Source organism: Cohnella nanjingensis, from assembly GCF_014212125.1.
GTDB classification, from domain to species: Bacteria; Bacillota; Bacilli; order Paenibacillales; family Paenibacillaceae; genus Cohnella; species Cohnella nanjingensis.
In genome coordinates this window covers 181003-194608 of record NZ_JACJVP010000032.1, presented here as the reverse complement: position 1 = coordinate 194608, position 13606 = coordinate 181003, and the positions used below count along the sequence as shown (strand labels likewise).

The following is a 13606-nucleotide window of genomic DNA, read 5'->3' as shown; positions in this document are numbered from 1 at the left end:
GGTTACTTGGCGGTCTTCAGAAACTCATTGTGCCTCGACACCATGGCGGAGATCGTCTGATCCATCGTCTGCGAGCCGAGGAAGTACTTCTCGTACTCCTGCGAGCGCAGGTCCATGACCTCCTGCGGCACGGAGCGGACGTACGTCGGCGTCTTGTTGTCGAACATGACGTACATGAGCGAGTCGCGGTCGTACGTATCGGCTTTGTCCCCGAGCAAACTCTTCAGCGCGGCTTCCTGATCGGCGTCCTTCGAGGCCGGGAGCCTGCCGCCCGCGGCCAACGGCGCCATGCCGCCGTCCGCGTACCACTTCAGGAACGACCAAGCCGCATCCGTATGCTTCGATTTGGCGTTGATCGAGATGTAGTCGCCGATCCCGCCGCGCGTGACGTACTTGTCCGCGCTGCCCGCCAGCCGCGGCACCGGCGCGAACGCGATCTTGAAGTCGCGGGGGTAGTCCGTAAAGTTGTTCGAGCTGCGGAGCAGCCACGCCCCGATATTGAGCATCGGCGCCTCGCCGCTCAGGAAAATCTGTTCGACCGGCATCTTCGACGTCAGCTGCTCGCCGAGCGGCGGCGTCGTCTTGTCTTCCTTCATCATGCCGTTCAGCGTCTCGAGCCATTTGCGGACGAGCGGATCGTCCAGATTCGACGTGCCGTCGGCCTTCGTATAGCCATCCTGAGACAGCACCGAGTCGATCGGATCGACGAACGGCTCGGTATGTTGGATGAAGCCGTAGCCGTCGCCGGCTTTCAGCTTCTTGGCATATTCGCGCAGCTCGTCCCAGGTCCAATCCTTCGGCACCGGCAGATTCGCCGCATCCAGCTTATCCTTGTTGAGCGCGACGAAGAACGAGCTCTTCGTCGTCGGAATTCCATAGTACTTGCCGTCGATCTTCCAACCTGCCGCGTCCGGACCCATCTTGGCGTCGACATCGTAGTCGGTGAAGGCGCTTAGGTCGAGCGTAAAACCGGACTCCTTCCGCTTCGCCGTTTGGGACATCGAGTAGTTGACGAACAGGTCGACGTCCTGCCCGGTCATCATCGCCGTGTCGAGCTTCAGATTGCCCTCGTCGTCGTTCACGTACCGGACGTACTCGACCTGGACGTCCGGATGATCCTTGTTCCACGCGTCGACGACCGCTTGCGGGCCCGCCTCCGGCGGGACGCCTCCCCACATCTTCAGCTTCACCGGCTCGCCGGCTTTCCCGGACGCGTTTGCCGATGCGCTCGCGGACGGCGACTTCGCTCCGCCGCTACCGCCGGCTTCGCCGCCGTTATTGCCTTTCCCCGAACATCCCGCCAACGTGCCCGCGACGAGCGCAAGCGCTGCCATTCCCGCGAACCAGCCTTTTTTTCTCACAAGAGACGACCTCCCTGAATGACCTTCGAATGTTGTCGCAACTTCAGGATAGCAAGACGCAGGGAGGATCAGATAGGAACAGAATCATGGATAACATGGAACAGAAATGTGCAATTCCCGGCCGCCGCGCCGTCCGTTCAGGGACCAAATCGTTCTATCTCGTCAGCCGGTACTGGCTCGGCGTCGTGCCCGTCAGCCGCTTGAAGATCTTGATGAAGTAGTTGTCGTTCATGAAGCCGACTTGCTGGCCGATCCGGTTCACCGGCAGGTCGGTCCGCTTCAAGTATTCGATCGCCTTCTCCACCCGGATGCGGTGCAGGTAGTGGATCAGCGTCTCGCCCGTCTTCTTCTTGAACAGGGCGCTGACGTAATTCTCCCCCATCATCACGTAGCGGGACAGCGACTTCAGCGTAATGTCTTGATCGTAGTTTTGTTCGATATAGGCGATGATCTTGATCACCTCGGGATGCGTCGTGCCGTTCGGCAGGGCGCTCGTCCGCCGAGCCGAGGGCTCCTGCGCGGGGGCGGGAGCCGGGGACGTAATGCCGGATGAAGCGGAAGCGCCGGACGAGGCGGACGCTGCGGATAGCTCCAGGCTGATCTTGGTCAGCGTCTCCCGCAGGTCCTTCACGCTCATCGAGAGCTTCAGGATATAGTTGGACGCGCCGAACTCCATCGCCTGCCGCATCGATTCGAAGTCGCCGATGCAGGTCAGCATGACGAACTTGGACGCGATCCCGGCCTTGCGCGTCTCTTTCAGCAGCGCCAGGCCGTCCATCTGCGGCATGACGATATCGCACAGGACCAGATCGGGCGGATCCCGCCGGATTAGCTCGAGCGCCTCCGCTCCGTTGCCCGCTTCTCCGGCCAGCGTGAAGCCCATGTCCTCCCACCGGATAATCTCTTTGACCGATTCGCGGACGAACGTCTCGTCCTCCACCAGCAGCACCTTCCACATGCGCATGCGCCTCCTTGCTCTTGCCCGATTCAGGATATCGATTGACGGCTGCTCTCGTACGGCTCGGACAGCAAGAGCGGCAGATGCATCCGGAACAGCGTCCCCTGCGCCAGCGGAACCGTCTCGAGCTCCCCTTTTTCCTTGAAAAGCAGCCGGAGCCGCTCCCGGACGTTCGCGAGCCCGATGCCGGGGCGCTTCCGTCCCGCCTCCTGGTTCAGCCGCGCAGACGCGATGCCGACGCCGTTGTCCTCGACCTCCAGCGTCAATTGATCCGGCGACGACGCGCTTCGGCCCATCCGGATGCGAATGAGGCCATCTTCCGCCATGTTGCCGATTCCGTGCCGGATCGCGTTGTCCACGAGCGGCTGCAGGCTCAGCTTCGGCACGAGCGCATACTGGATGTCCTCCTCATAGCTGAACTCGACCTCGAAGCGGTTGCCGTACCTCGCCTGCTGAATGTAGACGAACGCCTTCGTCAGCGCGATCTCGTCCCGGAGATGGATGAGGTCCACGTCCGAATTGAGACTCGTCTCCAGCAGCTTGCCGAGCGAGAGGCAGATCTCGACGATCTCCTCGTTCCGGCTTCGCAGCCCGATCCACTTCATCGTGTTGAGCGTATTGAGCAGGAAGTGCGGGTTCATCTGGGCGAGCAGCATCTGGAAATGAACGGCGTCCTTCTGCCGCTCCTCGGCCTTCAGCCGTTGAATCAATTCGTTCATATCGACCATCATCGTGTTGAAGGTCCGCGTCAGCTCCAGAATCTCGCCCTTGTAATGCTTCTCCGGCAGTCGGATGCGAAGGTCCTTGCGCACGGCTTCCTTCATCTTGCGCTGCATGTGGGAGAGCGGTCTCGTGAACGTGTACGCGATCATGAAGGCGACGGCGACGAACAGCCCCGTGATGATATAGAAGGTGACGAAGTACTGCTGCTTCAAGCTCTCGATCTCGTTGAACAGGACGTGGAGCGGAATGCGATTAATCATATACCAGTCGAGGGAAGAGAGATAGCTGAAGTTGACGAGCTCGTCGCCCTTCTTGTCCGTCCAATAGCCGTTCTGCGGAAGCGCGGTCACTTGCGAGACGGCTTCCGGCGACAGGTCGGCATCCGGCACGGAGCCGGCGATCCGCTCGCCCTTACGCGTCATGATGAAGTAGGCTTGATCGCTGGCCGACTTCTGCAGGACGGACTGGAACCAGAACGAGAAGTCGATGCTGATCCTCGCCGTGCCGTATGGGCGGTTGTTGCGGTCGCGCAGCTCGGCGTAGAGCGACAGCAGCGTCGGACTCTTGGTGATGTCGCGGGAAACGTAGTTCTCGTCGTCCGACACCCACAGGTAGGAGGATTGGGTCTTCCGCAGCGAGACGAAGGACGGATCGGACGCAATCCGGTCGTAGTTCAGCGGAAACCTCGGCTGATACGACGTATAGACGTGCCCGCTGTCGTCCAGCAAGGTGAAGTAGACGGATGGATTGTAGAGGAAGAAGCTGTTGTTGAGCCCCTTGAACTTGTCCTCCATGAGCGTTTTGTTGTCCAAGACGGAACGCCGCTCCGGGTGCTGCAGAATCTGCCGGACGTCCGAATCCTGCTCCAGGAAGATCAGCGTCTTGAACGCGATGCCGAGCTGGTCCTCCAGCGAGCGATGCAGGTTGTCGAGCTGCTCGTGGCTCTGCTCGCTGATCTTCTTCTGCACGAGCGATTCGATCTTCCGATAGTTATAAATGTTCAAGATGCTGAAGGGCAGCAGGATGACGAGGACGAAGACGGCGAACAGACGGTATTTGAGCTTGTGTGGAATGAGGGCTGCCAGCCAGTCCCGCATGATGTGCTTCCCCTTTGCGTCATGGTGCTCCCATTATACCACCTGGTAGCCGTCTTCTAGCGGATCGAGGCGATATGCATCAATATGTGAGATCCGGCGCCTCCGAACATCAAATCGTTCTATTTATCCGGATTATTCCATTTTGGATGCAGTCTGCATGTCGATTGATTGATATTCGTTTGAGGAAACCGGACCGCTCTTTGACCCTTGCAGCTTCTGGATCGCACCCTCCTAGATGCCGAGAACCGACTGTACCTCGGCGCATTCGGCCGCGAGATCCGACCCAAAAAAAGCCGCAGCCGAATGCGGATCATTCGGCTGCGGCTTGCTCTATGGCTTTGGGTCTCGCGCTCCGCGAACGAAGCGGCGCGCGAGGCGTGTCAGGGGCGACCGGCGGCGATCAGGCGGCCCAGATTGCGCGACGCCAGATGCAGATGGCGTTCCGCGTGCGGCAGACAGTCTTCCAAGGCTGCCGGACGCGTTATCGTCGACAGACATCCCGCAAAATAATGGAGCAGATCCTCCCATCGGTCGCCGAGACTCCCGGAGAGGAGGAACGTTCGCTTGCCCGCGGCCTGCGCGGTCTTGGCGACATGGAGAGGGAGCTTGCCGTAGAGCGTCTGCCCGTCGCTGCTCCCCTCGCCCGTCACGACGAGGTCCGCTTGCCGGATCCGCTCCTCCAGCCGGCACATTCGGCCCACCACGCGGGCGCCCGGCTCCACCCGCGCCCCGACCGCCAGGAGCGCGGCGCCCAGCCCGCCCGCCGCTCCCGCTCCAGGCGCTTCCGCATAGCGGACCCTGGCCGCCCGCTCCGTTAAGTCGGCGTACCTCGCCATCCCGGCTTCCAGCCGCTCCACCGCGTCCGGGTCCGCCCCCTTCTGGGGACCGTACACCCGGGTGGCGCCCTGCGGACCGAGCAGCGGGTTGGCGACATCGGTGGCGGCGATCAGCGTGCAGTCCGCGAGCCGCGGATCCAGCTGGGCGTAGTCGATCCGGGCAACGGCCGCCAGGTCGCGGCCGAACCCGCGCAGTTCCTCGCCCTGACCGTTCACGAAGCGCGCTCCCAGCGCGGAGAGCATGCCCATGCCGCCGTCGTTGGTCGCGCTCCCGCCCAGTCCGACGACCATGCGCCGGATCCCCAGATCGAGCGCCGCGCGGATCGCGTCTCCCAGTCCCCGCGAAGTCGTATGCAGCGGGTTGCGCTCTTCCTGCCGCAAGAGCGGCAGGCCGAACAGCGCGGCCGCTTCGATGACCGCCCAGCGCTCCCCGTCCTGCCGGATGACGCCCAGCGATGCCGGGCCCGGCGAGCCGAACGGGCCGCTGGCGACGATCTCCGCCCGCTCCCCCGCCGTCGCGTTCACGATCGCGTCCAGCGTTCCCTCTCCGCCGTCCGCCATCGGGACCGCATCGAACGCGGCGTCCGGCAGCTCCTCCCCGATGCCGCGCGCCATGACGGCGCATACCTGCGCGGCGCTTAGCGTTCCTTTGAACGAATCGGGAGCCAATACGATTCTCATCCGTTCATTCCTCCCCGTCGGCGATGTCCGATGCTTGGCCCTTGCCCGGTCACCCGTGCGTAGCCGCCTTCGCTCGCTTCCATTCCTCGTGCAGCCGGCTGACCTTCCGCCAGATCTCGTCGCGTTCCTGTCTGTCGTAGCGAACGAGCGGCTCATGGAAGACGTCCCCCAGCACCTCGAACCATTGCGATCTCGTCTGCAGCTCCGTCTTGGTCAAGCCGTCTCGATCCCGCCTGCTCCATATGCATCCGCGCAGCTCGTTGCTGCCTTCCGCATGCCTGTGCCGGACGAGGAACAGCTGAATCCAGGGAGAGCTGGGCGAACGGACGTACTGTTCGTGCTGCGGCTCGAACGTCTCCATGCCCGTTACGACCTCGGGCGCATAGTCCACGCCGACGTAGGATGAGGGCACCTGGTGCTCCAAGCGCCAGCCCCCCTTCGCAACCTCCGACGCCGCCACCCGGTAGATTAACGGTCCTTGCTCGTAGATGCCCGCCCGCAGGGGCAACGGCGCCAGGGGCATATCCCCCAGGCCCGCGTCGACGATCCAGGTCTCGGCTTCGCCCGCTTCGTTCGCCAATTCGACCGTCACCCCGATATGGAAGCCGTTCACGCGCGGCGCTTCCCCGAGCGGCTGCACGCCGCCGCGGTGCCAGGAGACCTTGTAGCCCAAGGCGCGAAGCAGCGTGCTGAAGGCGCCGTTGAGGTGGAAGCAATATCCGCTCCGGCCCTCGATCATGAGTCGGACGGATTGTTCGACGTCGATGGGAGCCGGCTTTCCGGCGAAAATATCGACGGTCTCCCAAGGAATCGTCCGCACGTGCGCTTGATGGAGTTCAGCTAAGTAAGCGAGCGTCGGCGGCTGAATTTCCGCTACGCCGAGGCGATTCAGATAAGCCCGGATATCCGTCTTTGTCATCATGGACGCTACGCCTCTCTTTCCTTGAACCTTACGCGATAAAATGCCGTTTGAACAGTGGGGGCGCGAGTCGGTTCTCGTTTTGAATGTCATTTTACTTTAATTTACCTAATGGTCACCCGTCAAACATCGGCATCCGTCCGCAAACCGTCGCAGTAATGCAGGCCGCGAACGGGAATTCGAAACGTTCCGCGAACGACAAACTGCCCCCGCGCGCGTTTGTTCTATCGTTTGTTGGCTACGAACCATACTATTTGAGGGTTCGAAGCCCGGATGCGTTTGATAAGATGAGAGAACAGCACTGTCAAGATGACCCTCAAGGAGGAACCAAAGATGACACGCCCGGCCAAGCCCCACGAACCTCTCGTCACCCATATGTACACGGCGGACCCGTCCGCGCATGTATTCGAGGGAAAGATCTACATCTATCCTTCGCACGATCTCGATCATGCGCGGGAATCGAACGATAACGGGGATCAATACGACATGGAAGATTATCATGTGCTGTCCCTGGACGAGTCGCTGTCCGCCGTGACGGATCACGGCGAAGCGCTTCACCTCCGGGATATCCCATGGGCCAAGCAGCAGTTGTGGGCGCCAGACGCCGCTTTCAAGAACGATACCTACTATTTGTTTTTCCCCGCGCGGGATCAAGACGGCGTCTTCCGCATCGGAGTCGCGGCCGGGAAGTCGCCCGCCGGGCCGTTCTCGCCTCAACCATCCTACATTCCAGGCAGCTTCAGTATCGATCCGGCCGCGTTCGTCGACGGGGACGACCGGACTTATCTCTACTTCGGAGGCTTGTGGGGCGGACAGCTGGAGAAATGGCAGGGCGGCGCCTTCCGGCCGGACGCCGAGGGACCTGCCGCGACCGAGCCCGCGCTGGGACCGAGGGTCGCCGAATTAAGCGACGATATGCTCTCGTTCAAGGAGGCTGCCCGGGAGATCTCCATCCTCGATGAGGACGGGAAGCCGATCCTGGCCGGCGACGAGGACCGCCGGTACTTCGAAGGTCCGTGGATGCACCGGTACAACGGCCTCTACTATCTCTCCTACTCCACGGGGACGACGCATAAGATCGTGTACGCCGTCAGCGAATCGCCGCTGGGACCCTTTACCTTCAAAGGCACGATCCTGACCCCCGTCATCGGTTGGACGACGCATCATTCGATCGTCCGATTCCGCGACAAGTGGTATCTGTTCTACCACGACAGCTCGCTGTCGGGCGGCGCGGACAACAAACGCTGCGTGAAGTTCGCCGAGCTGCGCTACGACGAGGACGGCGCGATCCGGACGATCGATCCTTACCCCGGCAAGTGAATGCGCCAGACCCATAAACAGAAGCGGTGACGGGAATGTACCCGCCGCCGCTTCTGTTTATGGTTCCCGAAATGGGCACTAGGATGGACGGGATCGCGGAGGAGAGCGATGGGGGTTGACGTCGCTCCCCTGGACGAGATCTTGGTCACGCTGGTCGGTCCGCTCGCGCTCCTCTGGAGCCGGCGGCTGGAGCGCGCAGCCGACCGGAAGGCCGTTCGGCCCGTATCCCTGCGCTAATCCTCGAACGTCCAGGCGGGATTCCAGACGACTTCCCACAGATGGCCGTCCGGGTCCAGGAAGTGCCCGGAATAACCGCCCCAGAAGGCGTCATGCGCGGGATCCGTGATGACGGCCCCCGCCCTGCGCGCCTGCTCCATGACCTGATCGACCTCTTCCTTGCTACCGACATTGTGACCGATCGTGAACTCGCTGGAGCTGGGGGCCGACGGCGGCACCTTCGTCTCGTGGACGAGATCCGCACGGCGCCAGATGGCGAGCTTCAACCCGGCCTGCAGATCGAAGAAGGCCACCGCCCCATGCTCGAATTCCCGGCCGATGATCCCTTCCGTCGGCAGGCCCAATCCGTCGCGGTAAAAGGCGAGCGATCTCTCCAGATCGTCTACGCCCAATGTCAGTACCGTTATTCGAGGCTTCATGCGGTGTTCCACCTTTCCGTTTTTCGAATCGATGTCGCTTCTCCTCTATGATCGCCTTAGAACGGCTCTGCCGAATAGGAAAAAACGGACAACTTCACAAAAAGATCTGCGTCGGCGCTAATCCGTAGTAACGTTGAAAATGACGGTTCAAATGCGATTGATCGTAGTAGCCGTACTGGACCGCCAGATCTGCGAGGCGGGACGGCTGTCCCCGATGCAGCTCTCCCAGCAGGCTCTGGAACCGGATAATGCCGGAGAGCTCCTTCGGGCTCATGCCGAGCTCCTGCTGGAAGGTTCTGCGGAGGTGCTTCTCCGAGTAGCCGAGCTGCTCCGCCAGCGCGCGTACGGAGATCGTCCCCCGGCTCGCGTACAAATATTGCATGCCCGTCTGGAACAGGGTATCTCCAGGCGCATCGGTCCGATGCAGCATGCGCAGCAGCCGGCGCTCCACCCCCGCGATCGTCTCGGGCACGGTCGGAGCGGACAACGCCTCTTCCGCGAGGAAGCGCGCTTCGCTCCCCCAAATCTCATCCAGCCGCACGTGGTATCCGGTCCAAGCCGAGACGGGATATCCGAACAGCCGCCTCGCATGGTCCGAGTAGAAGCGGATGCCGAACATGGCGTAATCCGACAGAAGGCGGATCGTCTCGTAGCCGGTCATCAAGCCTGCGGCAATCGCTCCCTGAGAAAAGGAAGACGCGCGCCGGTCCAAGATCAAGTCGATGCATCCGTCCGGCAGGATCCGGTGCAGCCTGCCTTCGCCGGAAGCCTGGGCGTCGATCGTCCAATAGCAAGCCACATAAGGCGCCAGCAGCGGATGGGGCGCGAACTCCCGGTATTGATACGACGCATCCTGCAGACCGTTCTGCAAGACGGGAGGTTGAAGAGGCCGATACCTGCGCAAAGTTACCCGCTCCTTTCCCGAAGCCGATTCCCGAGGTTAATGCGAGCGATAAGATTCGGCCAAAGCCGCGAACGCGAGCTTAGGCTCCCAAGGCATGCCGCCGTAGACGGTACCGGGCCGATCCGCCAGCGCCCGGACGACGCCGTAGCTGGCCGTGTCCAGATTATAGCGGTCCTCTTCATGCGCGGGATAGGTCGGCATGACAAATGTGAACCAGAACGCGCCATCCGCCTTCTTCTCCGCGAAGAGGTCGATCAGTTCCGTCAAGTAGTCGGCCTGTACGCGCTCGTCCCGTATATATTCGCCTTTCAGCTGCGGGGGTGTCAAGCTCCGGTCGACGATCGTCCACCCGATGCCGCCCTTGTCTTCCGCGCCGCGGTAGGTGCAGCAGCCGAATTCGGTGATGACGACCGGCTTGCCGAATCGGAAGTACGCCCTCAGCTTCTCGCGGTAGGTCTTCCGGTTGTGCGCGTCGCGATAATTATCGACCGAGACGAGATCGAACGTCGCCCAATTCACCTGTTCCCACGCCCCGGAGGCATACGTCAGTTGACCGTGGAAATGTCCTCTGATCGCGTCGGCGGCCTCCGCCAGAAAGGCATTCAAGCGCTTCTGGAAGGACCCCCTGCGAATCGTGCTCTTCAGCAAACGCCAAGGCTTCATGAACGTCCCGATGCGGTCGAAGGCCGTCTCTCCGTCCACCAGCCCCTTCATAAAGAAAGTCAACTCGCAGCCTGCCACGAACACGACCGAGGGATCGACCAACCGCAACCGCTCCGCGGCCTTGGCGCAATCGGTCAAGTAGCGCAGCGTCTCCTGCTCGTCCGCATCGACCGGGGAGGGGGAGAACCAGACCTCCAGCCCTTGCTGCAGCGCGAATTCGGCCGCCGTCGCGAGCCGCGCGACGTCTTGGCCCGAGATGCGGACGGCCGTGCAATGAAGATCATTCTTCAAGATCTCCATCTCCCGCCGAACGGTCTCCGGATCGAACGTCTCTCGGGACGACGGCGAGTGTCTCCCGCGGGTATAGGTGCCGACATCGTAGTTGATCCCCTTGCGGTTCAGCTTCGGATGCGCCATGTGCATCGACAGCTCCTCCCGATCCGTCGCGGTAGACGTCAGCTTCTTGCCTCCGGGCCAGACCGATCGGATCGCCGCCGGCTATATTCAGCTCCTTCCCCTGCTCTTCGCCAAGCTCGGCAAACCCGCCAAGCTGCCGAAGCGCTCGGACTTGACGCACTTGCAGTATCATATCCTCGAAGAGCTGTACCATCAGCGGGACGGCATCGCCATGACGCCGTTGGCGATGCGGATTCAGATCTCCAAGCAGCAGTTGACGCCGTTGATCGCCAAGCTGGAGGCGCTGCAGCTTGTCGTCAAGGTCCCGGACCCGGACGACAAGCGATCCTTCCGGTTGCGCTTGACGGAGCAGGGCGAGCAGCCCGTCCACTAGCGGTGGGCGTCCTTCCACCAAGTGCTCAGCGCGCAGCTCGGCCGCCTCGGCGAGGAGGATCTCGCCGACTTCGACTACGCGATCGGCAAGCTTACGCGTATCCTGTCCCGGATGAATCGATGAAGGCCGGTTCCCGGACCGGTGACCGTCATTATCATCCATAGACCGGCTTCGCGGATGCTTGATCGGCATGCTATGAGCCGCGAGGACATGCCTTCTCACGACGCGACGAGACCCCTAGCCGTCATGGCTCGGGGTCTCGTCTAGTTGCGTGCGGGAACCGCTTTGATTGGCTGCGCCTAGAAGGCCTCTGCCGCTTCGATCGCCCGCTCGATGCCGTCCGCGATGATCCGTTCACTGCGATCTGGATAGCGATGATGGCCCTCCACGATCACGGTCGTGATGTCCGCTATACCGTAAAACCGGAGATTGCTCAGGACGAAGTTGACGGCCATCTCGGCAGAAGCCATCGGCTCTTCCGAATAGTCTCCTCCTCGGGCATTGATCAGAACGACGCGCTTGCCTGCAGCCAATCCGACAAGGCCTTGAGGCGTGTACTTGAACGTCCGTCCGGCTCGATTCAAGTAATCGATATACGTGTGCAGGACGGCGGGGACGGTTCTGTTCCAGAGCGGGAATCCGATGACGACTTTGTCGGCGGCCAGGAATGGGTCGAGGTACCGATCGGCGACGTCCACCATCGCCTGCTCTTCCGGCGTGAGCGGCATCCCCCTGCCGGCCTTGAAGCTGCCGCTGATCAGATCGGAATCCATATACGGCAGATGCTCCTGATACAAGTCCAGTTCCGTTACGTCCTCATCCGGGTGCGCCTCCAGGTAGCTCGACTTGAATGCCTCGTACAGCCGTACGCTGACCGAGTCGGCACTCGGCCGGTTGTTGGCTTTGACGAATAACGTCGTTGTCATCGGGATGGCCTCCTTATCGCTTTTCCAGCGCCCGCTTTGAGAGTATACATATATTGAGTATACTCACATATTGTTTTCTTTTGTGAGTATACTCACTATTCAGAAGGCCGTCAAGAAAATAATACAAGACCTTCCCCATGGAAGGTCCTAGAGATGAAGAGCATGATTCCCTTCGACGCGCGAATCGGCTTCATGATGCGGTTGCCGCGAAGGCATCCGCCGCCGCGCAATGGTAATACGCCAAGCCGATCTGCTGATCTTCAAGCAACCTTAGATCGAAGTCGTCCTCCTGGAAAAACCGCGCCCGCGAAGCGTAATCTGCTGCCGTCAGGTCATGGCCGTGAGCGTTCAAGGTCCCGCTCGCCGAGCCGGCTGCGCGCAAAGGCGCCCAGATTCGCGATCGCCGACCTTGCCTCGGGCAGCATGTACGCCAAGTAGTGGAAGACGCTCCACAGGTCTTCCCATACTTCCAGCTCGACCTGGACGCCGGCTTCTCTAGCGCGATCGGCGAACCGCTCCGCGTCGCTCAATAGTACCTCCTGATCTCCGACCTGGAGAAAGAGCGGCGGCAGCCGATCCAGATTCATGCGGAGCGGCGAGAGCAGCGGAAGATCTGCCGCCTCGCGATAGCGAGGGCCCAGATAGTCCCGCAGGATCCTGCCGCTTCCCTCCCGGCTCCCGGTCGGGTCCAGCGCCGACCGGCTCTCGTAGGACGCGCCGTCCAGATGGACGAGGTCGGTATGCGGCGATATCAGAAAAGCGCCTGCCGGGAGCGGCTCTCCTCCATCGCGCAGCGAGAGCAAGGTCATGAGCGCGAGGCTGGCGCCGACGGAGTCGCCGCCGAGCACGATCCGGCCGGCGTCGTATCCGTTCGCGAGTAGCCAGCGGTAGGCGAACAGGCAGTCTTCGTTCGCGGCGGGATACGGATGTTCCGGCGCCAAACGATAGGCGACGATGAGCGCCGGGATTCCTGCGGCTGTCGCGATTCGAGAGACGAGATCGCGATAAGTCGCGCAGCTGCCGGCGACGAATCCGCCGCCGTGGAAGTACAGAATGACCTGATCCGACGGGATGTCCCCGGACAGATCCGGGATGATCCACTCCCCGCCCAAGGCGCCGATCGATGCTTCCCGGATTCGAATGTCTTCTTGCCGGGGCAACCGATTCGCCGCTTCTTCCATTCCCTGCCGCAGCTCCTCGACCGATTGGCTCTCGTAACTGCTCCTTTGCCGGAGATGGTTCTTGATCGCCAAGAGCGTCTCCGCGCTTGTCTTCTTGTCCATAAGGATCCCCTGCCTCTGCTTGGTCTATCGCCATCCTACAGCCTGTAGCAAGGTACAAGGTCAAGTCCTACGTATCCATATGGAGCTCGCGAAGCGTATCCCGAATCTGCGGGGACTTGTCCGTCTGGCATAGTTGCGCTTCGAGTCGGTCCAGCCTCGCCAGCGTCTCCTGCTTCTCGGCGATCTGCCGGCGGATGCGGTCCCGCTTCTGCGCGATCGCCAAGAGGAAATCGTCGATCCCAAGCCCCATGCGCTCGGAGCGGGTCAACGCCTTCTTGATCTCCCGCAAAGTGAAGCCGCAGGACTGCGCGTTCTTAATAAACGCCAATCTCGCCAGATCCGCATCCGCGTACAAGCGATAACCGGACTCGGAACGTGCGGGCGGCGGGAGCAGACCTTGTTTCTCGTAATATCGCAGCGTCTCGCCGTTCACGTTCGCCAGCTTCGCCAGTTGCCCTCGCGTATAGGTCTGCAACGTCATCACGCCTC

At 61.6% G+C, this 13606-nt stretch carries 14 protein-coding genes; 3 read left to right on the top strand and 11 right to left on the bottom strand.

Annotated elements, in window-relative coordinates; all coding sequences use genetic code 11:
* Positions 1 to 2 precede the first annotated feature (2 nt).
* The 5 genes from H7C19_RS20590 to H7C19_RS20570 all read right to left on the bottom strand — a co-directional run bounded on the left by H7C19_RS20590 (position 3) and on the right by H7C19_RS20570 (position 6578).
* Positions 3 to 1361 carry an ABC transporter substrate-binding protein gene (locus H7C19_RS20590; protein ID WP_313731875.1) on the bottom strand — a complete coding sequence of 453 codons (1359 nt, stop codon included), beginning with the start codon at positions 1359 to 1361 and terminating at the stop codon, positions 3 to 5.
* 154 nt (positions 1362 to 1515) lie between these two features.
* Positions 1516 to 2319: a response regulator gene (locus tag H7C19_RS20585; RefSeq protein WP_185670922.1), complete on the bottom strand. Its 804-nt coding sequence runs from the start codon at positions 2317 to 2319 to the stop codon at positions 1516 to 1518.
* Between the two features lie 29 nt (positions 2320 to 2348).
* Positions 2349 to 4139, bottom strand: coding sequence for a sensor histidine kinase (locus H7C19_RS20580; protein ID WP_185670921.1), 1791 nt, complete (start codon positions 4137 to 4139; stop codon positions 2349 to 2351).
* A 380-nt stretch (positions 4140 to 4519) separates the two neighbouring features.
* Positions 4520 to 5656: a glycerate kinase gene (locus H7C19_RS20575; RefSeq protein ID WP_185670920.1), complete on the bottom strand. Its 1137-nt coding sequence runs from the start codon at positions 5654 to 5656 to the stop codon at positions 4520 to 4522.
* Positions 5657 to 5705: 49 nt separating this feature from the next.
* Positions 5706 to 6578, bottom strand: a complete 873-nt coding sequence (locus H7C19_RS20570) for an arylamine N-acetyltransferase family protein (protein ID WP_185670919.1) — start codon at positions 6576 to 6578, stop codon at positions 5706 to 5708.
* 330 nt (positions 6579 to 6908) lie between these two features.
* On the opposite strand from H7C19_RS20570, the gene H7C19_RS20565 reads away from it, so the two are divergent.
* The gene (locus H7C19_RS20565) at positions 6909 to 7895 is read left to right on the top strand and encodes a glycoside hydrolase family 43 protein (protein WP_185670918.1); all 987 of its coding nucleotides are present in this window, start codon (positions 6909 to 6911) and stop codon (positions 7893 to 7895) included.
* 108 nt (positions 7896 to 8003) lie between these two features.
* Entirely contained in the window at positions 8004 to 8132 is a 129-nt protein-coding gene (locus tag H7C19_RS35305; RefSeq protein ID WP_281384911.1) for a hypothetical protein, read from the top strand.
* Here the strand turns inward: H7C19_RS35305 and H7C19_RS20560 are convergent.
* The 3 genes from H7C19_RS20560 to H7C19_RS20550 form a co-directional block, all read right to left on the bottom strand.
* A complete protein-coding gene (locus tag H7C19_RS20560) occupies positions 8129 to 8551 on the bottom strand; it encodes a VOC family protein (RefSeq protein ID WP_185670917.1) in 423 nt (140 codons plus the stop codon). The genes H7C19_RS35305 and H7C19_RS20560 overlap by 4 nt on opposite strands.
* Before the next feature lie 94 nt (positions 8552 to 8645).
* Positions 8646 to 9455 (bottom strand): helix-turn-helix transcriptional regulator, encoded by an 810-nt coding sequence (locus H7C19_RS20555; protein ID WP_185670916.1) that lies wholly within the window; start codon positions 9453 to 9455, stop codon positions 8646 to 8648.
* Positions 9456 to 9491: 36 nt separating this feature from the next.
* Complete coding sequence (locus H7C19_RS20550; protein WP_221469371.1) at positions 9492 to 10541, bottom strand: glycoside hydrolase family 113 protein; 1050 nt, start codon at positions 10539 to 10541, stop codon at positions 9492 to 9494.
* Between H7C19_RS20550 and H7C19_RS20545 the strand changes: the two genes are divergently transcribed.
* Positions 10534 to 10908 carry a MarR family transcriptional regulator gene (locus H7C19_RS20545; protein WP_246469628.1) on the top strand — a complete coding sequence of 125 codons (375 nt, stop codon included), beginning with the start codon at positions 10534 to 10536 and terminating at the stop codon, positions 10906 to 10908. The two genes, H7C19_RS20550 and H7C19_RS20545, sit on opposite strands and share 8 nt — an antisense overlap.
* Before the next feature lie 299 nt (positions 10909 to 11207).
* Here H7C19_RS20545 and H7C19_RS20540 read toward each other — a convergent pair whose 3' ends face one another.
* From H7C19_RS20540 to H7C19_RS20530, 3 genes are all read right to left on the bottom strand, one after another.
* Positions 11208 to 11834: an FMN-dependent NADH-azoreductase gene (locus H7C19_RS20540; protein ID WP_185670915.1), complete on the bottom strand. Its 627-nt coding sequence runs from the start codon at positions 11832 to 11834 to the stop codon at positions 11208 to 11210.
* 332 nt (positions 11835 to 12166) lie between these two features.
* Entirely contained in the window at positions 12167 to 13117 is a 951-nt protein-coding gene (locus tag H7C19_RS20535) for an alpha/beta hydrolase (RefSeq protein WP_185670914.1), read from the bottom strand.
* Positions 13118 to 13184: 67 nt separating this feature from the next.
* The gene (locus H7C19_RS20530) at positions 13185 to 13598 is read right to left on the bottom strand and encodes a MerR family transcriptional regulator (protein WP_185670913.1); all 414 of its coding nucleotides are present in this window, start codon (positions 13596 to 13598) and stop codon (positions 13185 to 13187) included.
* Positions 13599 to 13606 lie beyond the last annotated feature (8 nt).